The following is a 24,174-nucleotide window of genomic DNA, read 5'->3' as shown; positions in this document are numbered from 1 at the left end:
CAGTATTCTATGGGTGGCCGGGTGGGGGAGAGGGCTGGTGCCGCGCTGAACATGCGCTTTGGCGCATGTTCCAAACGGGCTCCAAGAACCGATAAGAAAAACCCGCCGTCGCAAGGAGGCGACGGCGGGTTTTGAAAGGTCCGGCAGAGCGGTGCCGATCGGCCCCGCCCCTGCCGGGAGGGAGAGGGATCAGAAGTTGACGTTCACACCCATGCGGTAACGGCGGTCGCTCTGGAACCAGCTACGGCCATAAAGCGCACCGTTCGGGTAACCGCCCATCAGCGTGCGCTGCGTGGCATTGGTGATGTTCGTCGCCTGGATCTGGAAGCTCAGGCGGTCGTTCACCTTCACCGTCACGCCGCCGTCCAGCGTGCCGTAATCGGCGCCATAGATCGGCAGGTTGGTGGCAATGGTGTTGCCCACACCCGGCGCGGTGTAGAAGGTGTAGCTCTGGTTCGTGCCATTGGCATTGGTCGACTGCAGATACTTCGAACGCCAGCTATAGGCGATGCGCAGCGAGAAGGGGTTGTGTTCATACAGGAACGCAACATTCGCATTGTGCTTCGAAAGGCCCTGCAGCGGCACGTCATTATGCGCCACGCCGTCGATGTCGTAATAGAGATCGCCGGGGTTCTTGCTGTCGAGGAAGGTGTAGTTCGCCTCGATCCCGATGCCCGAGAGCCAGCCCGGCAGACGGTCGAGGAACACGCGGCCACCCACTTCAACGCCCTTGACGGTCGCCGCCTGGGTCGCCGTGCGGGCATCGTTGGTGGTGGCCAGGCCCTGCTCGGTGGTGCCATCGGTGAAGGAGACAGTCACCGGGCGCTGTGCGGCGCCATAGACCACCGAATCCGTGATCCGCTTGTAGAACACACCGGCATGCAGGCTGGTGCCCGCACGCGGATACCATTCCACCGACAGGTCGAAATTGTTCGACATCGTCGGCTTGAGTGTGGGGTCACCGGCCGTCGTGGTGTAGTTGGCGAAGGTCGGCGGCGTGCCGCTGCCCGTCGTCTGCACGCTCAGCTGGCCCGAGGCGCGCAGGTCGTTGAACGACTGATTGTCCATCGTGATGTTGTAGGCGGCACGGATCTTGACCGGACGGCTGGGCGAATAGGTCAGGTTGATCGCGGGCAGAACGCGGGTGAATTCCGCGCCGCCGCCACGCACCGATGCCGAATTGTCCATGTTGTAGATGGTGCCGTTGCGCACAAAGCTGGCCGTGTTCTGCTGGAAATAGCCGGAGCTGGCGTTCTTCACATTCACAACACGCGCGCCGACATTGCCGGTCAGCGAGGAATCACCCCAATCGGTACCGAAATTGACCATGGCATAGCCGGCCAACGTGCGGGTGCTGTAGTCGGTGAGGTCGTTGGGCAGCACAAAGCCTTCCGCGCGACCGGCCGTGCCACCGTACAGATTGTGGATCTCGTTCACGCCGACGGTGCGCGCGAAATCAGCCGAGGGGAAATACTGGCTGAAGGGCACATTGATGCCGCCGTGGAAGAAGTTCTGGAAGGTGAAGAGCTGATAATCGCTCGCCCGGCCCGCCGAGAAGGGAACGATCGGATCGCCGTTCCACACCTGACCCAGCGCGGCCCAGGCAAAACCGTTGTTCAGATCATGCTCGGTGCGCTTCGACCAGCGGCCGCCGAACTTCACCGACTTGAAGAAGCCATCGCCAACCTTGTAGGTCAGGTCCAGCGCGGTGGAATCCATCTTGCCGCGATTGTCCTCGTCATGCGGCATCGCCGCCTGCCAGGAATAGTTCGAGGGATCGCTCAGATTGGGCACGAAGGACGGGTTGACGTTGATCGCGGGCAGGTCGCCGCTGAGGTTCAGCCCGTAGCTGGTCGGGAAATCGACCGTGCGGAACAGGTTCATGCGATGCATCGTCGAGGTCGAGTTGATGTGCTGATACGACGCCTCGACCGTGAGCGGCCCGCGATTGGGGTTCCACTTCACCGAGCCGGAGATGTCCTGCGTCTTGGTGCGGCTGTTCCAGGCGCCGGTGGTGCCGCCGGTGGTGATCGGCTGGCCGCTGGCGGCGAAGGTCGAGCTGTCACGCTGGAACACGGCGGGCGAGGAGATCAGCGCGCCGTTGGAATCGAAGGTGCTCTGGCTGGGATCCACCGCCAGGCTCTGCGAGGTGACGAAGGAGCCGAACTCGTTGGACTGGCTGCGATAGCGCGACTGGAAGAAGATGCCGGTGAAGGTCAGGTCGTTGCTGGGCGCCCACTGCACCGCGCCATAGATACCGTCGCGCTTGCGCTGGAAATCTTCCTCGCCATACTGATAGCCGCCGGGAATGAAATAGTCCTTGCCGCTGATGCGGGTGCGGAACATCGGCTCCATGCGCACATTCTGCGAGGTGGTCGTCAACTGGCTGAAGGCGCCGTCGAGGACGAAGCCGACGTCACCGATGGGGGTCTCCCACTTGCCCGACACCATGCCCGACACCGAATAGTCGGTCTTGCGCGCCAGATCGCCAAAGCTGAGGTCGCCGCTGCCCGCGAAATGCAGGCCCTTCTTGAAATCGAAGGGCAGCTTGGTGCGCAGATCGACCGAGCCGCCGGTGCCGCCCTCGATCTGGTCCGCCGATGAGGATTTGTAGACGTCCACCGCCTGCATCAGCTCGGGGGTCACATCGCCCCACAGCAGCGAACGGCCGCCATTGGCGCTGAAGATCTCACGCCCGTTGAGGCGCGAGGCGACACCCGAAAGGCCGCGGATCTGGATGCCCGAGCCCTCGACCGAATAGTGGTCAGGGTCATTGATCGCGGCGAAGCGGACGATGGTGACGCCCGGCACGCGCTGCAGCACTTCGGTGATCGAATTGTCCGGCAGCTTGCCGGCATCATCAGCCACGACCGAATCCACAATGGTCGCGGCATTCTTCTTGCGGTTCTCCGCGGATTCGAGCGCGGCACGGCGGCCGGTCACGACGATCGCGTTAGCATCGCCCGCCGCGCCTGGTTCGGCCGACTGGGCGTGGACCTGCGGCGCGGCGGCCAGCGACAGCATCGCCAGGCTGATGACGCTCACGCGGGTCTGGAACTTGGATTTACGCATATGCCCCTCCTGAATTGCACTCAGAGGGTCACTGTTTGCCTCCCCCTCTGACGATTGACGTGTCGCCGTTGCGACTATTTGTCCTACTAGTCGATTAGGTGAGCGGGATGAGCCGGTCAAACAATTTGTGTGAGCGGTACCAGCGTTGAATTTGCGCGGCTTTCCAGATGGATTTCCGCCCGAAAGGGACTGATCTTGCCCGTGTGAATCTGGGCTTCAGGTCGCTTGGGCGCCCGTAATGCGGGCCTTCCGGCATGTCCTGTGCCTGTCAGGAAGAAGTGCCCTCAGAGACATCGATGTCAGGATGGAAGCGCACGCAAGGCGATATTCGGCTGCCTTACGAATACTTATTCATTGGAAGCTTCCCGCCCGTACCTACCGCTCTTGGCCCCGCGATCTTAACGCCCGACGCCATGATCGAATCGCAATATCTCATTCCAATGTTGGCGATCCTCAACAAAGGCCACCATGAATATGTCCCTGTGGTATAATGCGGATCGGAATATATGAACAAGATTCATGATTTTTGCCGAGACGCGATAGATTCTAGGAAGAAGAAATATTTACAACCGGGCACACAGTTGACCATCGTTCAACCTTACTACCCCTTGCTGATCGCTCTATACCGGAAATCGCGCAGTTTCGCTTCTCCGTCGCCTGCGACATACAGTCCCAAACGCAAGCTGAGAAAACCGCCAAAAACATTGTGATGGATGCCCGATACCTCCATCCGCGTGCCATGGCGCTGCCATGTGCGCCCCTCATCATGGGAATAATGCCAGGTCACCACATTCTCGTCATTGGTGACCCGCAAGCGCAGGCTCCGCGCCTGATGCGGCACTGCCGCCCAGGGCAATTCCTCGGAATATTCGTAGATTTTCAGCTTCTCAGGCGTGAAGCCCACGCCGACAAAAGCCTTGTAATTGTAGAACAAAAGTAAGCCCGCCTCGACCTTGCCGGTCAGGTCGATCGAGACCTCCGCCTCATAGCCACGATCGCCCACAAGGCAGGTCAGCGGCGAGGAATCCGCTGGAGAGCGACCGCTCGCCGCGATGGTCAGCCCGCCGGCGCCATAGGTCGCCCGCTGCCCCTCGTCGCGTTTGGGGGCATGGAAGCTCCATTGCACGCCCATGCGGTCCTTGGTGAAATCATCCGACAGGCCCGGCGCCGATGCGCTGGGCTTACCGCCCTGCGGCTTGCGCAGGGGCTGCGAAAGATCGCCACCCTTCGCACGGAACCAGCCGTCGGAGGTCCATTCGATCGGCTCCAGCAAGGTCTGGCGGCCCAGCGTGCGCATGCCGTTCTCATAGCCGTGATAGACCATCCACCAGTCCCCGGCAGGCCCTTCGACCAGCGTGGCATGCCCCCGCGACCACCAGGGTTCGGCGGTGCTGACCGTGCGCACCAGCGGATTGTGCGGGCAATGCTCCCAGGGGCCGTGGATCGATTTCGAGCGCGCCGCGATCACCATATGCCCCGTCACCGGCCCGGCGGTGCCACCGATGGCGGTGACCAGATAGAACCACGCGCCACGCCGCAGCAGCTTGGGGCCTTCGGGAGCGAAATTCTCGACCACCCAGTCATCGGGATAGCGCCAGGGGTCATAGGCCTTCACCAGCGGCCCGGCGGTCGCCAGCCCATCGTCGGTCAGCGGGATCATGCGGATGCCATTGGTGAAGAGATAGCGCTTGCCATCCTCCCCCACGACATGGCCCGGATCGATGCAGCCGCTGATCTTGAGATCAACCGGCTCGCTCCACGGCCCGGCGATATCATCGGCCCAGATTACGAAGATCGACCAGCCCTCGCACTTGGGATCGGCGGGGATGTAGATGAAATAGCGCCCATCATGCTTGACCAGATCCACCGCCCAGATCGTGCCGAGATTGCGATGGAGCGCCGGGCCGACCGGCGTCCAGTTGACCAGATCGGTGGAGCGCCAGATCACCAGCGCCGGATAGGAATCGAAGGAGGAGAACGTCATGTAATAGACGTCGCCATCCTTCAGGATCGTGGGATCGGGATGATCGCCCGAGACGATCGGATTGCGATAGAAGCCATTGCCCAGATCGGCCTTGCGCTGGCCATCGGCGCCCACGCCCCATTGCGGCACGGCTGTCGGAGCAGCGGCCTGAGCAGGCGCTCCGGTGACGGCGACGCGGGCCAGAGCAGGCACCGCCGCCCCGGCAAGGGCGCCTTGAAACAGCGTGCGGCGGTTCATCGTCATGGCTGGCGTCTCACTTGCTAACAGGTTCGAGGGTGACCAGGGCGATGTCATTGCTGCGCATCGTCACGCTCACCGTGGCATGGCCGTCGGTGCCCACGCGCAGCATCTTGTCCTGCTCGGGACGGTCGGCGGTCTGCTGCTGCAGTTGCGCAAGCTGCTGGGCGCTGAGTGCTTTGGGCATGCCCATATCGATATAGGCCGAGAGCGGATCGTTCGCGCGGTAGCCTGTCCGGTGGATCTGCAGGCGATAGCTGCCCGCCTTGAGATGCGAAAGGGTGAGCGCCACCGGGCGGCTCGGCCTGGCTGGAACCTGGCGCGTGTAGAAGGGCTTGTTGCTGACCTTCTGCTCGGGCTGCCGGAAATCCCAGAGCAGCGCGGAGACCCTGTCACCATCTCTGGCCACCATCGCCTGATCGTCAGTGGTGGGCAGCGCCTGCCCCCGCACCGCATGGAGATATTTGTAAGCGAACCACGCCGGTTTGCGGATGCCCTCACGGTTCATCAGGCCGAAACCGCCGTGGAACGGCGTCGGCGGCGGGCCGGGTTCCTCGAACAGATCGGTGTAGGTCCAATAGCTCATGCCCTGGGCCAGACCCTGCGTGCCCTTGAGCTTGCTGAGGATATAGGGCGCGCTGATATAGCTGTCGTGAACGAAGTCGCGCGGGGTGTAGCTGGTGCTCCATTCGGTGAAGAACAGCGGGATTTCGGGATAGGCCGAGGCAGCGATTTCACCACGCACCTTGCGCACATCGCCGACAATCGCATCCGGCGAGGGGGACAGCTTGGTGTCCTGCTTGCCCTCTTCATCCAGAAAACCGCCCTCGACACCGTAAGTATGCGTCGCCACGAAATCGACCGGCAGCTTGTGCTCGGCGGCATAGGTCAGGAATTGCGGCACCCATGCGGCGCCCGCCGTGGCCGGGCCACCGATGCGCAACTGCGGGTCGATCGCCTTGATGGTGCGGACCGTATCGGCATAAAGGCCGAAATAGGCCCCCTGATCGGCCTTTTCCCAGAAACCGTCGAGGTTGGGCTCGTTCCACAGCTCGAAATACCAGCTTCGCACCTCTGCCACGCCATGGCGCTGGCGCATATGGTTGACGAAAGCGGCGACCAGATCGCGCCACATCGCCGGATCGGGATGCGAGGTGTTGCCCTTCCAATAGAACAGTTGCTGATCAGACGTGCGCAGCGCCGCCGGGGTCCAGCCCAGTTCCACGAAGGGGCGGATGCCCTTGGCGAGCAGGCCGTCATAGAGCTTGTCGATGCCCGTCCAGTCATAGGTGATATGCCCGTCGACCTTGCGGACGGTGCCCAGCACATCATGGAAGATGTCGTGGAAGCGGATATAGCGGAAGCCCAGTTCATCGACCGCCGTCTTCAACTGCGCCTGACTGTCCGGCCGGATCAGCGTGCCGGGATAGTCGGAACCGACAGAGAGATCGAAGAAGCGATCGACCGGCGCACCGGGCGCGGCAACATCGACGCGGATCTCGCGCGCAGGCAGAGGTGCCTGCGCGCAGGCCATCTGTGCCGAGGCGGTGACGGCCAAAGCTGCCAGAAGCGCAATCTTGCTCATATCCCCATCCCCATCCCGCTTGTTCTGTTCGGGTGACACCCTGCCCCGGACACGTCCGTCCGAGGCAGGGCAAGCATCACACCAGTCGGTTGGTGCGGACCAGCTCGCGATACCAGTCAGCGCTCAGCTTGGGCGTGCGCTTGCCGGTCTTGAAATCGACGTGGTGGATGCCGAAAAGCTTGGTGTAGCCATCCTCCCACTCGAAATTGTCCATCAGGCTCCAGAGGAAATAGCCCTTGATGGGGTAGTTCTCACGGGCGGCGCGCTGCAGATGGGTGAGGTAGTTGCGCAGATACATGATGCGATCGGCATCATAGACCTTGCCGTCCGGCGCGACCGGATCATCGGCCGAGCAGCCGTTCTCCGAAATGTAGAGCGCCTTGGGCTTCCACAGATCGTTGACCGTGCGCACGCTCCAGTACAGCGCCTCAGGGCCGACATAGAGCCAGGGCGAGGCCATGCGCGGCGACTGCGGCAGATGCGGCAGGATCTCGTAACCCGCGGCATTGTCGGCGGCGCGCACATAGTTGGGCGTGTAGACATTGAGCGAGACGAAATCGAGCGCGCTGCCGATCGCCTTCATGTCGCCGTCCTTCACCTGGGGCGCATCCTTGCCCTGCGCGGCGAGATAGCTGTCGAGATAGCGCCCTTCCATGATCGCGGTGAGGAACATGGCGTTTTCCTCGCGCATCGCCTTCATGGTGGCGGCGATATGGTCCTGCGTCTCGATGACGGGGACGAAGATCGTCGCATTGTCGGCAAGGCCGACCTGCGTGCCCGGCTTGGCCGCCGCGCGGATCGCCTGCACGCCCAGACCATGCGCCAGCACGCCATGGTGGCGCACCTGATTGACCTGACCCATGGGCAGCTTCAGGCCGGGCGCCTTGCCCCCGGTCATATAGGACAGGTCGGTGAAGCAGCGCAGCTCATTGACCGTCATCAGATGCTTGACGCGGTCGGTGATCTTGCCCGCCATATAGCCCGCGTAATCGGCAAAGGCATAGGCGGTGTCACGCGACTGCCAGCCCCCGGCGAGACCGGTCGGCAGATCCCAGTGGAACAGCGTGACATGCGGCTCGATTCCCGCGGCCAGCAGGCCGTCGATCAGGCGGTTGTAGTAATCGAGCCCCTTCTGGTTGGGCTTGCCGCGCCCATTGGGGAAGATGCGTGACCAGGCGATCGAGAAGCGATAGGCCTTGACGCCCAGCGCCTTGAGCAGTTCGATATCCTCGCCGTAGCGGTGATAGCTGTCGCAGGCGACATCACCGGTGCCGCCATCGCTGGTCTTGCCCGGCGTGTGCGAGAACACATCCCAATTGGTCTGCCCGCGCCCATCTTCCTTGACGCCGCCCTCGATCTGATAGGCCGCCGTGGCGCAGCCCCAGAGGAAGCCCTGCGGAAAAGCGAGCCCGGCCTCAGGCGCCGCCGCGCCGCTTGTGCCGGGCTGTGCCGCATCGACACGCCCACCGAGCACCGAGCCCAGCGCCGCCGCGCCCAGCCCCGCACCAAGCCCCTTGCCGAGCTGGCGGCGATTGAATCCAGTCATTGAGAAACCCTCTGTAAAATGGCGGCGCGGCTTACTGGCCGCCCATGATCTTGATAAGACCGGCAAGCGCCTGCCCGCTGGGCAAAGGCTGGCGGCTGGTCAGTTTGCCGCTGGCGTCATCCCACACCAGCTCGGCCTTGCGACCGTCCTTGCCAGCGCGATAGCCATTGGTGGTGCCATCGTCGTCATAGAGCGTGAAGGTGGCATTGGCGCCGGGATAGACGCGGATGCTCTCCAGTGCCTGCTTGCTGGCGGTGCTGTCGACCTGAGCGCCGATGGGCACGATGGAGCCGGCGCGCACGAAGACCGGGATATGCTCGATGGGGGCATCGGCTTCGATGGTCTGGCCGCCTTCATAACGGCGGTTGGTCCAGTAATCGTACCATGCCGTGCCCGCGGGCAGATAGACCGACTTCTTCGTCTGCCCCTGCTCCGTCACGGGCGCCACGAGGAAGGCCTTGCCCAGCATATACTGGTCGCCCACCGTGGCCGCCTTGGGGTCCTTGGGGAAGTCCATGAACAGCGCGCGCATGAAGGGCGCACCCGTCTCATAGGTGCTGCGACCCTGCGCATAGAGATAGGGGATCAGCGCATAGCGCAGGCGCAGATTGTCGGCCAGGATCGGCTCGGCCGCCTTGCCATATTGCCACAGCGCGGTGCCGGGGCGCTGGCCGTGGATGCGCAAGGTGGGCGAGAAGACGCTGTATTCGAACCAGCGCACGAACAGCTCGGGATAGTCGGTATAATCCGCCGCCATCGCCGTCGCGCCCGCCGGATCGACCAGTACGGCATGCTCCGCCTTGGGGCCGCTGGGCCACTGCCAACCGCCGATATCGCTGCCCCAATAGGCCAGACCCGAGGCCGTAAAGTTCAGCCCGGCGGGAACCTGCCGCTTGAGCGCCTCCCAGGTCGCGCGGACGTCCGAGGACCAGAACAGCCCGCCGGTGCGCTGCGAACCGAGATAGGCGGCGCGCGACAGGATCAGATTGCGCACGTTCGGCCGGTCCTGTGCCGAACCCTTGGCCACGCCCTCGGTGTGCAGCAGCGGGAAGACGTTGTGGTAACGGTCGCCCGAACCGATCGAATAGAAGGACCCATCGGGCACCAGATCGGGCTCGGTCTCGTCCAGCCAGAACCAGTCGAAGCCCTGGCTGGCGATGTTGTCGCGCAGTTTGCCCCAGAACCAGGCGCGCGCTTCGGGGTTGGTGCTGTCGATCAGCGCCCCGGCGCGGTCGAAACGGACCGGCAGGCCGTCCACAGCATGACCGTCCTTGTCCTTGAGCAGCCAGCCCTTGGCCGAAAGCATGTCGAAATAGCGCGATTCCCGCTCGAAACGCGGCCAGACGCTGATGATCGAGCGCATGCCCATCGATTTGAGCTGATCGTTCATGCCCTTGGGATCGGGAAAATAGGTGCGGTCGATGTCGAGCTGGCCCATGCGCGACCAGTAGAACCAGTCGAGCACCATCACATCGAGCGGCAGCTTGCGCTGGCGATAGCCCTGCGCGATGTCGAGCAGTTCCTTCTGCGTTTCGTAGCGCGCCTTGCTCTGGATCAGGCCGAAGGCGGCTTTGGGAGGCAGCGGCGTGGTGCCGGTCAGCTTGGCATAGCCGGCATAGAGATCGTCGCTGTTGTTGCCGGTGATGACGAAGAAGGAGACCCGCTCACCCACCTGCGACTGGAAATGCGTGCTGCCATGCAGGCCCGGCCACACCAGCGTCCGCGCAGGATTGTCCCACACGATGCCCCAGACCTTGCCGTCGCCCTTGTTGGTGACCATGAAGGGCACGCAGACGGTTTCGCCGGCAGGCGCATCGTAATTATGCGCGCAGTCGATCTGGCGGCCCTTGAGGTCGAAACTGCCTTCCTGGTTCTGGCCGAGGCCATAGTAATGCTCGCCCGGCGCGGCATCGAAGCTGGCGCCGACCTTGAAGGTCTTCTCGCCATTGACGGTGACGGGGGCCATCTCCCAGCCACTCATGCGCGCCAGAAGGCTACCGTCCGCACCCTTGATCGAGAGGCTGACCGGTGGCAGCGCGGGCGCGAAATAGCGCTCCATCATGGTGGGTGCGGGCGGATAGGGCTTGGCATCGACCGTCAGCGTCAGCCCGGCGGAGGTGAAGACATCGCCCGAAGCATCGGCATGATGCGTCCATCCGGCGGCATCGGGCCTGGCATTGGGCCCCTCGCCCGGCGCGGCGCTGGCCAGCGCGGGATCGAGCGCGATGGTCACGCGCACGATGTTGGGCGCATAGGGTTCAACCGCGACACGGCTGCCATTGCGGTCGAGCAGCGCCATCGGATCGGCCAGAGCGGCACTCGCGCTCAGCGCCATCCACGACAAGCCAAGAGTCAGCAAACCCTTGCGAGCCAGACCGCCGAATGTCCGGGAACCCGGCGTCATCCCGGCATGCACCGATGAAACAGGCACGGCGGCGTCGAATTCATGTTGCACCACAAAGCATCCCCTGCTTGGCATAATCGCGTCGAAACTCGGGTTTCGATCGGCGACTATCATTAGTCGGTCTATTGGTACCGCTATCAACTATGCCTGTCGAGGAAAGAAGCCCTAAAATTTCAGTTTTCTAACGCAGACGTATGCAGGCGAAAAGCTCAGACGGCGCCCTTGCGATAGGGCGGGCGCCTGCGGGGCGCGGCATCGGACTGGCGGCGGATCAGCGCGTAATCGAGCAACACCTGCTTGCCGGTTTCCGTCACGCTGTCCTCGCGCAGATGCCTCACAATGAGGTCCATCGCAGCGCGCGCCATATCGCGGATCGGCTGGCGGATGGTGGTCAGTTCCGGCCAGATCGTCGTTGCCAGCAAGGTATCGTCGAAACCGCAGACGGTCAGATCGCCCGGAACATCCAGCCCGCGCCGATGCGCCACCGCCACCGTGGCGGCGGCCATGTCATCGTTGCTGGCAAAGATCGCCGTTGGCGGCTCGTCGAGGTCGAGGATCGTTTCGGCCGCGTCGAGACCGGAGCGATAGGAGAAGAAGCCCTGCGCGATCAGCTCGGGCACCGGCGCCAGGCCCGCCTCACCCAAGGCCTGCACATAGCCTTCATATCGCCGCTCGCTGGCGTGGAGGTTGGGATTGCCCTTGATGAAACCAATCCGCGCATGGCCGAGCGAAATCAGATGCCGCGTCATGTCGGCCGCGGCCTGAAAATCGTCGATCCCCACCGCCACCGCCGCGCTGGAGGCATAGCCGCCCGCCACCGACACGGTGGGAATGTCGGCCTTGTGCAGCGCATCGACCATGGCGGGGGAATCGGACAAGGGCGGGGGCAGAATGATGCCGTTGAGCCCGCCGCGCTGCAGTTGGCCGATCAGCCGCTCGGTCGACCAGCCTTCGTGGAACTGCTCGAGCACGAGATCCGCGCTGCTGCGACCGGCCTGCTCCAGCGATCCGACAATGAATTCGCTGAGATAGGTGGAGGAAGGGTTGCTGTAGAGCAGACCGATGCGCACATGCTCACCCCCGGCAAGACTGCGGGCCGCGCTGCTGGGCGCATAGTTCAGCGCTTCGATCGAACGCTCGACCTTTTCCCGCGTGGAGGGGCGGACCGTGGTACAATCGTTGATGACGCGCGACACCGTCATCGGCGACACGCCCGCATGCTGCGCCACATCGCTGATGGTCGGCGCCTTGCGCTGACGGCGCAAAACCTTGCGGGAGCCGGCATCATTCTCGCTGTGGGAGGTGGCGTTCTTTACGGTCATATCAGGCATTGCCCCTTGTGAACGAAGCCGATCCGCAGGGCAATATCGGCGCGCCATTAACCCTGGCGTCAGACCAACCCGCGCCCCTCGATCCGCAGACCCGGTACCGGCAGATCGCGCCCGCCCGCCGGCAGAGTCAGCCGCAGCCCATCCTCATCCTGCACAAAGCGCACCGGGCCGCCGCCGTTCAGCGTCACCCGCTCGATCACCCCGTCACTCGCCCGGCGGCCGAGACAGGCGATGCGCGCCTCCCCCTCGGGCCAATCCAGCAGGAAGAGGTTCAGCCCGCCGCCACCCGCCGTGATGCGGATATCCTGTGCGGTATAGGGCTTCATTTCCGCCTCGCTCTGCATGCCCTTGGGCGGCACATTGGGCCCCTCGCCAAAGACGCGCCATGGCCGCGTGCCATAGATGCCCGTGCCATTGACCGCGAACCAGCGCCCCAGATCGGCCAGAATGCCCATCTCCTGCTCGTCATGCGTGCCATCGGCGCGCAGCGGCACGGACAGCAGCAGGCAGCCGTTCTTGGCCACGACATCGCACAGGCGCTGCAGCACCTGCTTGGCGCTTTTGTAGCCTTTGCGCTCGGCGAGCGGGCGGTCGTAGAACCAACTGCCGAGGCAGGTGTCGGTCTGCCATGGCTGCGGGCGGATGGCATCGGCAAAACCACGCTCGACATCCTCGACAATGCCCTGCCGCTGCAACGGCGTGAGCTGCTTGCCCGTCAGCACCACATCGGGCGTACCGTGCCAGTCGATGGCGCGGTTGTAATAGTCGGCGGCGGCTGCGATCCCCGCCTGCCCCAGCGGCAGGCCGGTATCATCGAAATAGACAAGATCGGGCCGGTATTTGGCCACAAGATCCTGCTGGCGCGCCAGCCATTTGGCGGCATAGGCTGCCCCGCGCGGACCGGGCGGCGCATCTTCGCTCCAAACGCCGTCATGCGCGGCATGCCAGTCGTTCATCGCCTTGACCGAGGTGATGCCATCGGGCGCGGCATACCACGGGCCATTGTACAGCTCCTGCGGGTCGAGGCCTTCCCACCATGTGCCGGTGCCGTGCTCCTTGCGCAGATGCCAGGCGTCATAGCGCTGCCCCTGCATGGCCCCTTCGGCATCATAGCCATAGGCGGTCTGCCACCAGTGCCAGCTATGCGAGGCATGGTTGGAAACCCCGAAACGCAAGCCTGCGCGGCGCGCGGCCTTTTCCCAGCCGCCGACAATGTCGCGCCGGGGGCCGACACGCAGCGTGTTCCAAGCGTGATGTGCGCTGTCGAAGGTGTCGAGATTGTCATGGTGGCAAGCCAGCGCCATGAAATAGCGCGCGCCCGCCTTCTTGTAGAGATCGATCAGCGTTTCAGGCTCCCACGCCTGCGCCTTCCAGAGATTTTCGATCTCCATGAAACCGGAGCGAGCGGGATGGCTGTAGTGCTTGAGGTGATGTTCGTAGAAAGGATCGCCCTGCACATACATCAGCCGCCCGTACCAGTCCCCGAATTCGGGCACGGCCTGCGCGCCCCAATGCGCCCAGATGCCGAATTTGGCATCGCGGAACCAGTCGGGCATGCGCCATGAGGCGGCCAGCGAATCCCAACCGGGCTGCACCCTGCCCCTGACCCCAGTCCCGGCCGCTTGCGACGACAGCAAGGTGGTCGCAGCCGCAGCGGCAGAGCCGATCAATCCACGGCGGTCGAACATGGCGGTATCCTCTCCTGGCAGGCAAGCCGTCACCGGATGATCCGGGACCGGGCTTCCATCCCATCGGCAATCGCACATAACATCTTTAAATGTTAGCGCTACTTTCTATCGCCGATTGCCGTGAGTATCCGGAAAATGCCGCCCGCCCGGCCCGAAACGCTTACGCCGCCTCCAGCCAGTCGCGCAGCAGGGCGTTGGTGTCCTCGGGGCGCTCCAGCGCCGCCATATGGCCGCATTCGCGCACCAGATGGAAGGTGGACCCGGCAATCGCCTCATGCATCTCCAGCGAATGGGAGACCGGCGTCACGCGGTCATCATCGCCGACCACGATCATCGTGGGCACCGCGATGTCCGGCAGCACCGCGCTGAAATCGGGACGGTTGAGAATGGCATTCTGCTGGCGCAGGAACGCCTCTCCGCCCACGCGCGAGGCCATGGAGCGCATCTGGCTGCCGACCTGCGTCTCCATCTGCGAGCGATGGATCAGATTGCCCAGCAGGCCATGGGTGATCCCCACGAACTTGCCGCGCTTCAATGATTCCATGCCCGCCCGGCGCTGCGCCGCGCGCTCGGCGGTATCGGCCCGCGCGCTGGTGTCGACCAGCGCCAGCCGGGTCACACGCTCGGGCGCCTGCCGCATGATTTCCAGCGCCACATAGCCCCCCATCGAGAGGCCCACCAGCGAGAAGCGCGCGGGCGCTGCCGCCAGCGTGCGGCGGGCCATGGCCTCGATCGTGTCGTCCAGCGTCAGATTGGCGATCATCGGCGCGCAGACATCGGCCAGCGCCTCGACCTGGTTCTGCCACAGGCTCTGGTCGCAGAGCAGGCCGGGCAGGAAGACGGTGGGCTCCAGCCGGGCATGGGTGTCATTCGCGGCGGCAGGAAAGGACGGATAGACCGGGGAAAGCATGGTGGAACTGTGCATTGTCAACCTCCGCCCCCGATTTGGCGTTGCGCTTGTCATTTGTCCAATACATGAAAGGCGCGATTGCTATACGTCGGAGGTATGGAGTGGAACTCAGGCATATCCGCTATTTCCTGACCGTGGCCGAGGAAGGCAACTTCACCCGCGCCGCGCAGAAGCTGGGGATGAGCCAGCCGCCGCTCAGCTCCCAGATCAAGGCGCTGGAAGAGGAACTGGGCGCGCAGCTCTTCCACCGCATCCCGCAAGGCGCGGAACTGACCATCGCGGGCAAGGTGCTGCGCGACCGCATCGCGGCCATTCCCGATCTGATCGAGGCCGCCCTGCGCGATACGCGGCGCGCCGCCAAGGGCGAGACGGGTTCGGTGCGTCTGGGCTTTACCGGCTCCGCGGCGTTCAACCACCGCGTGCCCAACACCATCCGTACCTTCCGCCGCAAGTTTCCCGAGGTGGAACTGAGCCTGAGCGAGGACAATTCGCAGGGCCTCGTCACCGCCCTGCTGACGGGCACGCTGGACGTGGCCTTTATCCGCCCGACATCGGTCGACCATACCGGCCTGCGCATCTATCCGCTGGAGGAAGAGCCGCTGATCGTCGCCCTGCCCTCCACCCGCGTGCCGCCCAGCGATCCTGTCCGTCTGATCGATCTGGCGCAGGAGCCGCTGATCGTCACGCCGCGTAGCCTTGGGCCAACGCTGTTCGACGAAACGCTGGCCCTGTGCCGCAAGGCCGGTTTCGAGCCGGTGCAGGGCCAATCCGCGCCTCAGGTCGCCTCGGTGCTGGCGCTGGTGGCGGCCGAGCTTGGCTTTGCGCTGGTGCCCGATTCCATGCGCGACACCGCGCTGCGCGGCGTCAGCTATTACGCGCTGGAGGAGACGGCTTCCGTTACCCTCGCGCTGGCGTTGCGATCGGGCGAGCATGCACCGGCGGTTCTGGCTTTCGCCACGGAAAGCCGGTTTCCCGACGCCCCCTGACCGACAATTACCTAGGCCTTGTTCCGATCTCTTCCATCGCCTTGCGGCCGCCCATCTGCTGATAGGTGCGATAGGCCTGCGCCAGCGCGTCCTGATCCTGCGCGAGCGCCCGCTGCGCGTCATAGAGGAAGGTTTTGTTCGATCCGCCATAGGATGTTCCGAAGCGGTGCTCCTGCCGCATCATACGGCGCGTATCGTCCATATGGGCCTGAATGTCGCGGATCTGGTCCTCCAGCGCGGCAAGCTGTCCCTCCCGCTCGCCATCGGGCAAAGCGCCCCGCCCGGCGCGAGGCCGCCCATCATGGCGCTCGATCAACCGCCGGTGCGCTTCGGCCTCGGCAATCGCGCAAGGATGCACCGAAATATCGTTGCGATGGCGCACATCTTCGGCGCAGGCCTTCGACAGGAAGGTGGGATTGCCGTCAGCGTCAATATTGTATTTGAACCAGGCCAAGGGAGGATCATCCATCAGCGGAGGATCTTCTTCCTGCGCTACTGCCGCGCAAGGCGTGAGCAGGAGCAAGGCCGGGATGATCCATTGAGAGCGTGATAGGATATTCATGATGCCAACTTTGCCCTTTGGCCCAACTGTGTCCAGATTAATTCTCATAGTGCCCTTGCTGCCAGCCAGAGGCATTAACCCGATATTCACTCGCCACCGTCCAAAGGGCGCGCGGCGCCAAGGCTTTTCCGAATCCCCCCGACTGCGGATTTGCCGGGCTTTTCCTCTTTGAGAGGACACCGCTTCGGGCAGATGCCCAAGCCCATTCCGCCTTCGCCTTACGCCGCGAAGGCTGGCCCATGGACTATCCATAGGCCAGCCATCCGATCAGGCTTGTGCGGGACGCTGCCGGCTCAGATCTGCGCCTGCCCGCCGTCGACGAAGAGTTCGATGCCATTGATAAAGCTGGCATCCTCGGAGGCAAGGAACAGCACCGCCTTGGCAATTTCCTCGGGCTGGCCGATGCGTCCGGCGGGGATCAGCCCGGCCAGATAGTCCTTGGTGCCTTCCGCATTCTCACCGAAGAGATGGGTCACGCCGGGGGTGTCGGTGACGCCGGGGCTGATGGCATTGACGCGGATATGGCGGTCCTTCAGATCCAGGATCCAGTTGCGGGCAAAGCTGCGCACCGCCGCCTTGGTCGCCGAATAGACGCTGAAAGCGGGCGTCCCCTGCAGGCTGGTGGTCGAGGCCGTCAGCACCACCGAAGCCCCGTCACGCAGCAGCGGCAGCGCCTTTTGCACGGTGAAGAGCACGCCCTTCACATTGGTGTCGAAGGTGCTCTGATAATGCTCCTCGCTGATCGCGCCGAGGGGAGCAAATTCACCGCCACCGGCATTGGCGAACACCACGTCGATCTGCGCATGCTGCTGCTGGACGGCATCATAGAGGCGGTCGATATCGGCCAGATCGGCCATGTCGCCGCGCACGCCTGTCACATTCCCGCCGATGGCCTTGACCGCGCTGTCCAGCGCTTCCTGGCGGCGACCGGTGATGAACACCGAGGCGCCCTCATCCGCGAAAGCCTTCGCCGTGGCCAGACCGATACCGCTGGTGCCACCGGTGACCACCACCACCTTGTTGTCGAACTTGCTTGCCATTGTCTGTCTCCTGTTCGTGTGCAGGCGGCTTTGCTCCGCCGCTGAAGCAGGAGATGAATCCAGAACGATCTTGGCTGTAGTCGGCAAAATCGCTACTCAACGTTCCATCAGGAGAACGATGATGCGCGCCGACCTCAACGACTATGCCTATTTCGTGGAGGTGGTGGCACATGGCGGTTTCGCCCCGGCGGGCAGGGCATTGCGCGAACCCAAGTCGAAACTCAGCCGCCGCATCGCCGGGCTGGAGGCGTGGCTCGGCGTCCGGCTGATCGAGCGTTCCAGCCGCCGTTTCCGCGTCACCGAGGTCGGGCAGAGCTTCTACGAACGCTGCCGCGCCATGCTGGACGAGGCGCAGCAGGCCGAAGCAGTGGTCGCGCAGGCCCAGTCCGAACCGCATGGCCGGGTGCGCTTCAGTTGCCCGACGGGGCTGGTCGAGGTGATCTCGCCGATCCTTACGCAGTTCCTTGCCCGCTATCCCAAAGTGCGGCTGCAACTGGTGGCGACGGATCGCGGGGTCGATCTGATCGAGGAACGCATCGATCTGGCGCTGCGCGTGCGCGTGGCGCTCACCAGCGATGCGGCGCTGACGATGCGCTCCCTTGGCCAGTCCTCACGCATTCTGGTGGGCAGTCCGCAGATGGCCACACGCATCGGCGGCGATATCGCGGCACTGGCCAGTCACCCGACACTGGGCACCAGCAATGAGATGGGCGAGATCACCTGGCATCTGGAGCAGGAGGACGGCACCGCCCATCAGCACCGCCACGAACCGCGCATGAGCTGCGCCGATTTTGCCGCCGTGCGCGCGGCGGCCATCGCCGATCTGGGCGTGGCCCTGCTGCCCGACCATATCTGCGCCGAGGCGCTGCGCAGCGGCCAGCTCGTGCATATCCTGCCGGACTGGCAGGCGCAGCGCGGCATCGTCCATCTGGTCTTCACGACAAGACGCGGCCTCCCCCCCGCCGTGCGCGCACTGATCGACCAACTGGCGGCTGGCTTCCCCAAATCAACCCACGCATGGGCGAGGTGATCAGAAACCAAAACCGATCTGCGCATCGACCGGCTTGGCAGGCGCTTGAGCAGGCAGTGCCCCTTCCAGCGCCAGCATATGCGCTTTCGACTCCGACCCGCCCGGCGCCGAGAAACCGCCGATCTTGCCCCCGGCGGCCAGCACGCGATGGCAGGGGATGATCAAGGGGACCGGATTGCACGCCATGGCCTCGCCCACCACGCGGGCCATCTGCGGCTCTTCGCCCAGATCGCGCGCCACCGCGCCATAGCTGGTGGTCTGCCCCCAGCCCAACTGCCGCACCGCCTGATAGATACGCAGGAACAAAGGCTCCTGCTCGCCCAGATCGACCGGCACGAAGGAGAAATCCTGCATCGCTCCGGCGAAATAGCGCTGCGCTGCCTCGATCACCTCTTGCACCTGTGCGGGCGGATCGACGGGCGTGGAACCGGGCTGCCGTTTCAGCAGGGCCCGCTCCGCCTGATCGGCACCCGGTGCGGGCAGGCGAAAGGCGGTGACGCCCCTGCCGTTCCAGCCGATCGCCGCAAAGCCATAGTCGGTGGCGAAAATGTTATGCATGACTGACCTCATTGGCTCGCAAGATCCGCCGTGGCGTGATCGAAGGCCGCGACATCCTTATAGACCTGCGCCAGGATCAGGCCACCCTCCAGCAGCGCCATGATCGCAAAGGCGCGGTTTCTGGGATCGACACCGCCGATACGGCGGGCCAGATCCTCGATGCAATCGTGGAAGAACTGCTCGACCTCCTCATGAAGCAAGGGCGGCAGTCCCCCCGATTCAGCGCCCAGCATCCCGGCCAGACACATGCCGCCCGTGCTGTGCAGCGCATCGCGAAAGGCGAGGCGATAGGCCTCGATGACCTCACGCCCCGTCTCGCCGGGCCGGGGCGCGACAGAGGCGGCAAAACGGGCGTTGTGCCGCTGGATGATCGCCGCGACCATCGCCGCCTTGGTGGGAAAGTGGTGATGGACGCTGGCGCTGGTGATCCCGGCCTCGGCCCCGATGTCGCGGAAGCTGAAGCCGTGATAGCCTGCCTCGCGCATGCGGGCTTCGGCAAGATCCATCAATCGTCTGGCAGTGTCTCGCAAGGCGCATCTCCTTGTTCGGAACCGAGGCATCCGGTTCGCCCGGATGCCTCGGCGCGATCAGCTTTTCGCGGCGACCCGCAGCCCGGTCGGCTGCCATCCACCGCCCAGCGCGCGGAAGACGGCCACAGCGGCTCGCGCGCTTCCGGCCCGCTCGCTGTCGAGCTGGTCGCGGGCGATCAGCAATTGCTGGTCGGCGTTGATCACATCGGTGAGCGGGGTGGAACCGGCCTTCCAGGACTGCTGGGCCAGATCGCGCGCTTTGGTCAGAGCCGCGACCTGTTCCTGCACCTCGGTCACGCGGTCCTGCGTCTGGGACAGGGTGATCAGGCTGTCCTCGACATCTTCCGCCGCGCGCAGCACCGTCTGGCGATAGAGCGCCAGCGCCTCGGCATTGGCGCCGCGTGCCTGTTTGACCTGCGCATCCACCTTGCCGAAATCGAACAGCCGCCAGCGGATCAGCCCGCCACCGGTGGCAGTAAAGGCGCCCTTGGAGAACAGGCTGGCCGCGCTGATGCTGTCAAACCCCAGCGCGCCCGACAGCGAGACCTTGGGGTAATAGTCCGAGATCGCCACCCCGATGCGATCGCTGGAGGCTGCCAGACGGCGCTCCGCCGCGATAATGTCGGGGCGGCGGCGCAGCATGTCGGTGGGCTCGGCCTTGTCGGGGATGGCGGGGATCGCTGGGATGGCGGCGACCACGCCCAGTTCCTGCGCATAGGTGCCCGGCTGGGCGCCCATCAGCACATCGAGCCGGTTGAGCTGCTTTTCCAACCCGATGCGCAGCAGAGGCACGCTGGCCCGCGCCTGACGCAACAGGGCCTGCGCCTCGGCGATCTCCTGCCCGGTGCCGGAACCCGCCGCATAGCGGTCCTGCACCAGCTTGAGCAGATGTTCGTCATTGCTCACCTGATCGAGCGCCACGGCAAGCCGCGCCTGATAGCCCCGGATCTGCAGATAGGCATCGGCCGCATCGGCCACCACGGTGATACGCGTGCCGACACGGTCGGCCTCAGCCGCGGACTCTTCCTCGCTGGCGGCTTTGGCACCGCGACGCAGGCCGCCGAAGAGGTCGATTTCCCAACTGGAACTGGGGCCTACCGCATAATCTTCATAATTGCGTTGAAGGCCCGACTGGCTGCCAACGGCTGAGGAATAGGGGCTGCGCAGGCTGGCCCGATTAGCGGTGGCTCCACCCGAGACGTCCACCGTGGGCAGCAATTGCGCGCCAGCCCCCTTGGCCACCGCGCGGGCCTGTTGCACCCGGCCCAGAGCCGCCGCCAGATCGAGATTCTGATCCAGCGCGCGCTGCACCACCGTGACCAGCATGGGATCGTTGAACCCCGTCCACCAACTGTCGAGCGGCACCGGGGCGGCGGCTTGCACCACCGGCGCGGCATTGTGAAAGGGGGCCAGCGCGGTCTCGGGCTTCACATAGTTGGGGCCGACGGCGCAGGCTTCGAGGGCGAGTGGGATGAGCAGAACGCTCATCCCCAGCAGACGCTTGATGTTCATGCCGACCTCCTGTCAGAAGCATGGAAGGGGTTGGAAAGATTGGGGAGTTTGACGTTCAACTTGCGCATGATGGTGTAGAAGGCGGGCGTGAAGAGCAGGCCGAAGACGGTCACGCCGATCATGCCGGAGAACACCGCCGTGCCCATGGCCTGCCGCATCTCCGACCCCGCGCCAGAGGCGATGGCCAGCGGGAAGACCCCCGCGATAAAGGCCAGCGAGGTCATCAGGATCGGCCGCAGGCGCTCCTTGGCGGCCAGCACCGAGGCCTGTTCAGGCGTGGCGCCTTCATGGTCCTGGTGATGGCGGGCGAATTCCACGATCAGGATCGCATTCTTGGCCGCCAGCCCCAGCAACACCACGAAACCGATCTGGGCCAGAATATCGATCGGCATGGTCCGCAGATGCAGACCGGTGGAAGAAGCCAGAAGGCACATCGGGATGATCATCAGGATGGCCAGCGGGATCTTCCAGCTTTCATACTGCGCCGCCAGCACCAGGAAGACGAAGAGTGCGGAGGCAGCGAAGATCAGCATCGGCGAGATGGTCTGGGCCTGCTGCTGATGGGCCAGATCGGTCCATTCGTAACCGATGCCGGCGGGCAGCGTCTGGTCGGCCAGCTTCTCCATCTCCCTGATCGCCGTACCGGAGGCCACACCGGGCGCCGCCGTGCCGATGATCTCGGAGGAGGGGTAGAGGTTGTAGCGCGGCACGCGATAGGGCTTGGTTTCGCTCTTGAAGGTGGTCACGGCGCTGAGCGGCACCATGATGCCCGCCGCATTGCGCACCTTCAGAGCGCCGATGTTGGCCGTGGTCGAGCGGAACTGGTGATCCGCCTGCACATAGACCGGGTAGGTGCGGCCATAGAAGTTGAAATCATTGACATATTGCGAGCCGAGATAGAGCCCGATGGTGGAGAAGATGTCGGTCGGTGTCAGGCCCAGCTTTTCGGCCTTTTCGCGGTCGATGTCCGCCTTCATCGAGGGGGCACCGGCGTTGAAGAGGGTGAAGGCACCGGCAAAAGCCTTGTTCTTGTTGGCCGCAGCGACCAGCTCATTGGTCGCCTTGGCCAAGGCTTCCGGCCCCAGACCCCCGCGATCTTCCAGCTCCAGCGTGAAGCCGCCCGGCGCGCCCAGCCCCTGCACCGCAGGCGGCATCAGCGTGATGACCCGCGCGTCCTTGATGCTGGCCGTCGCCTTGTTCATGGCGGCCACCACCGTATGGGCATCGGTGCCCGAGATATGCTTGCCATAGAGCGAGGGGAGACCGGTGAAGACCGTGCCGACATTGGGCGCGCTGGTGTTGGTCACCACATCCAGACCGGTGACGGGCGAGGTGCCGCCGATCAGATTTTCACCCTTGGCGGTTTTCAGACCCAGCGCGATCTCATTGACTTCACGCACCACCTTGTCGGTCCGCTCCAGGCTGGAGCCGGGGGGAAGCTGGATGACGGTGGCCAGATAGCCGATGTCGGATTCGGGGATGAAACCGCTGGGCATGCGCGACATCTGGAAGGCTGTGGCACCGATCAGGATCACATAGGCGACCATCATCACGCCGGTCTTGCGCACGGCGGTGCCGGTCAGCCTGGCATAACGCTCCGACAGGGCGGTGAAGCCATGGTTGAAGCGGCCAAAGAAGCGGTTGAGATGCTTGCGCACACCGTGCGGCTCGGCATGGCTGGCCGTGTGGGGTTTCAGCAGCACCGCACAGAGCGCCGGGCTCAGCGTCAGCGAGACGAAGGCCGAGATGATCGTGGAGGCCGAAATGGTGATCGCAAACTGCTTGAAGAACAGGCCGGAAATACCCGGAATAAAAGAGGTTGGTACGAAAACCGCGCAAAGCGTCAGAGCAATTGCGATCAGCGCGGTGGAAACCTCGTTCATCGTGCGGCGGGTGGCTTCGCGGGCGCTCATGCCCAGCGCCATGTTGCGCTCGACATTCTCGACCACGACGATGGCATCGTCGACCACGATCCCCACCGCCAGCACCACGCCGAACAGCGAAAGATTGTTGATCGAGCCGCCCGTCAGCCCCAACACGGTGAAGGTGCCCAGCAGCGAGATGGGAATGGCCACCACCGGAATGATCGTGGCGCGCCAGCTCTGCAGGAAGAGGTAAACCACGCCGACCACCAGCAGAATGGCGATGCCGATGGTGGTCACCACCTCATCGATGGATTGCGACACGAAGGTGGTGGGATCATAGATGTCCAGATAATCGACGCCCGAGGGGAAGCTCTTGCGCAATTGCGCCATCTTGTCCCAGATCGCATGCTCCAGCCCCACGACATTGGCGTCGGGCGTGGCGACCACGAACCAGGGCGTGGAGACGAACTTGTTGGCATAGGCCTTGGTGCCATAGTCGGAGGCGCCAAGCTCGGCATGGCCGATATCGCGGATGCGGGTGATATGGCCCTGGGCATCGGCCTTGACGATCACATTGTTGAACTCTTCAGGCGTGGTCAGGCGGCCCAGCGTTTCGACATTGACCTCATAGGCACCATGCGACTTGGCCCCGTCCAGAGGCGCGTTCAGACGGCCGGTGGAGACCTGCGCATTTTGTGCCCGCAGCGCGGCCAGAATTTCATTGGCGCTGATGTTGTAAGCCGCCGCCTTGTCGGGATCGACCCAGACGCGCATGGCATATTCACGCGAGCCGAAAAGCTGGAACTGCGACACGCCGGGCAAACGCGAGATCTGGTCGCGGATCTTCAGCATATAATTGTAGAGATACTCCGGGCTGCGCGAGCCATCTGGCGAATAGACATGCACGCCCAGCACCAGCGCCTTGATGGTCTTGTTGACCTTCACACCCTGCGCCTGAACTTCTGGGGGCAAACGCGAGACGGCATCCAGCACGCGGTTGCGCGTCAGGATCAGGTCGATGTTCGGATCGCTGCCGATCTTGAAATAGACCGTGGTGGTGAGCTGCCCGTCGCTGGTCGACTGGCTGGTGATGTAATCCATGTTCTCCACGCCGTTCACCGCCTGCTCCAGCGGAGTGGCCACGGTGCGGGCGATGGTGTCGGCATTGGCGCCGGGGAAGCTGGTGGTGATGTCGATCGTGGGGGGAACGATGCTGGGATATTGCGCGATGGGCAGCACCAGCATGGTGACCAGCCCGGCGATGGTGATGAAGATCGAGAGCACCGCGGCAAAGCGCGGGTGATCGATGAAGAAATGGGCGAGTTTCATGGGCC

At 64.0% G+C, this 24,174-nt stretch carries 16 protein-coding genes; 2 read left to right on the top strand and 14 right to left on the bottom strand.

Features of this window, described 5'->3' with window-relative positions; translation table 11 throughout:
• Window positions 1-189: 189 nt before the first annotated feature.
• The 8 genes from ABDW49_RS24340 to ABDW49_RS24305 all read right to left on the bottom strand — a co-directional run bounded on the left by ABDW49_RS24340 (window position 190) and on the right by ABDW49_RS24305 (window position 14,772).
• Entirely contained in the window at window positions 190-3,072 is a 2,883-nt protein-coding gene (locus tag ABDW49_RS24340; RefSeq protein ID WP_343616027.1) for a TonB-dependent receptor, read from the bottom strand.
• A 601-nt stretch (window positions 3,073-3,673) separates the two neighbouring features.
• Entirely contained in the window at window positions 3,674-5,299 is a 1,626-nt protein-coding gene (locus tag ABDW49_RS24335; protein ID WP_343616026.1) for a family 43 glycosylhydrolase, read from the bottom strand.
• 10 nt (window positions 5,300-5,309) lie between these two features.
• Entirely contained in the window at window positions 5,310-6,878 is a 1,569-nt protein-coding gene (locus ABDW49_RS24330; protein WP_343616024.1) for a beta-xylosidase, read from the bottom strand.
• A gap of 76 nt (window positions 6,879-6,954) precedes the next feature.
• A complete protein-coding gene (locus ABDW49_RS24325; RefSeq protein WP_343616022.1) occupies window positions 6,955-8,424 on the bottom strand; it encodes a GH1 family beta-glucosidase in 1,470 nt (489 codons plus the stop codon).
• Window positions 8,425-8,455: 31 nt separating this feature from the next.
• Complete coding sequence (locus tag ABDW49_RS24320) at window positions 8,456-10,759, bottom strand: TIM-barrel domain-containing protein (RefSeq protein WP_343617382.1); 2,304 nt, start codon at window positions 10,757-10,759, stop codon at window positions 8,456-8,458.
• Window positions 10,760-11,037: 278 nt separating this feature from the next.
• Entirely contained in the window at window positions 11,038-12,150 is a 1,113-nt protein-coding gene (locus ABDW49_RS24315; protein WP_343616020.1) for a LacI family DNA-binding transcriptional regulator, read from the bottom strand.
• A 68-nt stretch (window positions 12,151-12,218) separates the two neighbouring features.
• The gene (locus ABDW49_RS24310; protein WP_343616018.1) at window positions 12,219-13,847 is read right to left on the bottom strand and encodes an alpha-L-fucosidase; all 1,629 of its coding nucleotides are present in this window, start codon (window positions 13,845-13,847) and stop codon (window positions 12,219-12,221) included.
• Window positions 13,848-14,007: 160 nt separating this feature from the next.
• Window positions 14,008-14,772, bottom strand: coding sequence for an alpha/beta fold hydrolase (locus tag ABDW49_RS24305; RefSeq protein ID WP_343616016.1), 765 nt, complete (start codon window positions 14,770-14,772; stop codon window positions 14,008-14,010).
• 86 nt (window positions 14,773-14,858) lie between these two features.
• Here ABDW49_RS24305 and ABDW49_RS24300 point away from each other — a divergent pair, with 86 nt between their 5' ends.
• A complete protein-coding gene (locus ABDW49_RS24300) occupies window positions 14,859-15,743 on the top strand; it encodes a LysR family transcriptional regulator (RefSeq protein ID WP_343616014.1) in 885 nt (294 codons plus the stop codon).
• 7 nt (window positions 15,744-15,750) lie between these two features.
• Here the strand turns inward: ABDW49_RS24300 and ABDW49_RS24295 are convergent, their stop codons facing one another.
• Together ABDW49_RS24295 and ABDW49_RS24290 are read right to left on the bottom strand one after the other, a co-directional pair.
• Window positions 15,751-16,212, bottom strand: coding sequence for a hypothetical protein (locus ABDW49_RS24295; RefSeq protein ID WP_343616012.1), 462 nt, complete (start codon window positions 16,210-16,212; stop codon window positions 15,751-15,753).
• A 386-nt stretch (window positions 16,213-16,598) separates the two neighbouring features.
• Window positions 16,599-17,345, bottom strand: a complete 747-nt coding sequence (locus tag ABDW49_RS24290; protein WP_343616010.1) for a glucose 1-dehydrogenase — start codon at window positions 17,343-17,345, stop codon at window positions 16,599-16,601.
• A 118-nt stretch (window positions 17,346-17,463) separates the two neighbouring features.
• Between ABDW49_RS24290 and ABDW49_RS24285 the strand changes: the two genes are divergently transcribed.
• Window positions 17,464-18,375 (top strand): LysR family transcriptional regulator, encoded by a 912-nt coding sequence (locus ABDW49_RS24285; protein WP_343616008.1) that lies wholly within the window; start codon window positions 17,464-17,466, stop codon window positions 18,373-18,375.
• On the opposite strand, the gene ABDW49_RS24280 is transcribed toward ABDW49_RS24285, so the two are convergent.
• Genes ABDW49_RS24280 through ABDW49_RS24265 form a run of 4 tightly spaced genes read right to left on the bottom strand, consistent with a single transcriptional unit; the run spans window position 18,376 to window position 24,169 of the window.
• Window positions 18,376-18,933, bottom strand: coding sequence for a methylated-DNA--[protein]-cysteine S-methyltransferase (locus tag ABDW49_RS24280; RefSeq protein ID WP_343616006.1), 558 nt, complete (start codon window positions 18,931-18,933; stop codon window positions 18,376-18,378).
• Window positions 18,934-18,941: 8 nt separating this feature from the next.
• The gene (locus ABDW49_RS24275) at window positions 18,942-19,463 is read right to left on the bottom strand and encodes a TetR/AcrR family transcriptional regulator (protein WP_343616004.1); all 522 of its coding nucleotides are present in this window, start codon (window positions 19,461-19,463) and stop codon (window positions 18,942-18,944) included.
• A gap of 57 nt (window positions 19,464-19,520) precedes the next feature.
• Window positions 19,521-20,975, bottom strand: coding sequence for an efflux transporter outer membrane subunit (locus tag ABDW49_RS24270; RefSeq protein WP_343616002.1), 1,455 nt, complete (start codon window positions 20,973-20,975; stop codon window positions 19,521-19,523).
• Complete coding sequence (locus tag ABDW49_RS24265) at window positions 20,972-24,169, bottom strand: efflux RND transporter permease subunit (RefSeq protein WP_343616001.1); 3,198 nt, start codon at window positions 24,167-24,169, stop codon at window positions 20,972-20,974. Before ABDW49_RS24265 ends, ABDW49_RS24270 begins: the two co-directional genes overlap by 4 nt.
• Window positions 24,170-24,174: the final 5 nt, after the last annotated feature.

Origin of the sequence: Novosphingobium sp., from assembly GCF_039595395.1 — a bacterium.
Classification (GTDB): Bacteria; Pseudomonadota; Alphaproteobacteria; order Sphingomonadales; family Sphingomonadaceae; genus Novosphingobium.
Note: the sequence above shows the minus strand (reverse complement) of the source record. Positions and strands in the feature narration are given on the sequence as shown.

What these genes read in the sequence shown, in the direction of transcription:
- ABDW49_RS24340 (WP_343616027.1), bottom strand. Translation starts at nt 3,072, where the DNA reads ATGCGTAAATCCAAGTTCCAGACCCGCGTGAGCGTCATCAGCCTGGCG.
- ABDW49_RS24335 (WP_343616026.1), bottom strand. Translation starts at nt 5,299, where the DNA reads ATGACGATGAACCGCCGCACGCTGTTTCAAGGCGCCCTTGCCGGGGCG.
- ABDW49_RS24330 (WP_343616024.1), bottom strand. Translation starts at nt 6,878, where the DNA reads ATGAGCAAGATTGCGCTTCTGGCAGCTTTGGCCGTCACCGCCTCGGCA.
- ABDW49_RS24325 (WP_343616022.1), bottom strand. Translation starts at nt 8,424, where the DNA reads ATGACTGGATTCAATCGCCGCCAGCTCGGCAAGGGGCTTGGTGCGGGG.
- ABDW49_RS24320 (WP_343617382.1), bottom strand. Translation starts at nt 10,759, where the DNA reads ATGGCGCTGAGCGCGAGTGCCGCTCTGGCCGATCCGATGGCGCTGCTC.
- ABDW49_RS24315 (WP_343616020.1), bottom strand. Translation starts at nt 12,150, where the DNA reads ATGACCGTAAAGAACGCCACCTCCCACAGCGAGAATGATGCCGGCTCC.
- ABDW49_RS24310 (WP_343616018.1), bottom strand. Translation starts at nt 13,847, where the DNA reads ATGTTCGACCGCCGTGGATTGATCGGCTCTGCCGCTGCGGCTGCGACC.
- ABDW49_RS24305 (WP_343616016.1), bottom strand. Translation starts at nt 14,772, where the DNA reads ATGCACAGTTCCACCATGCTTTCCCCGGTCTATCCGTCCTTTCCTGCC.
- ABDW49_RS24295 (WP_343616012.1), bottom strand. Translation starts at nt 16,212, where the DNA reads ATGGATGATCCTCCCTTGGCCTGGTTCAAATACAATATTGACGCTGAC.
- ABDW49_RS24290 (WP_343616010.1), bottom strand. Translation starts at nt 17,345, where the DNA reads ATGGCAAGCAAGTTCGACAACAAGGTGGTGGTGGTCACCGGTGGCACC.
- ABDW49_RS24285 (WP_343616008.1), top strand. Translation starts at nt 17,464, where the DNA reads ATGATGCGCGCCGACCTCAACGACTATGCCTATTTCGTGGAGGTGGTG.
- ABDW49_RS24280 (WP_343616006.1), bottom strand. Translation starts at nt 18,933, where the DNA reads ATGCATAACATTTTCGCCACCGACTATGGCTTTGCGGCGATCGGCTGG.
- ABDW49_RS24270 (WP_343616002.1), bottom strand. Translation starts at nt 20,975, where the DNA reads ATGAACATCAAGCGTCTGCTGGGGATGAGCGTTCTGCTCATCCCACTC.
- ABDW49_RS24265 (WP_343616001.1), bottom strand. Translation starts at nt 24,169, where the DNA reads ATGAAACTCGCCCATTTCTTCATCGATCACCCGCGCTTTGCCGCGGTG.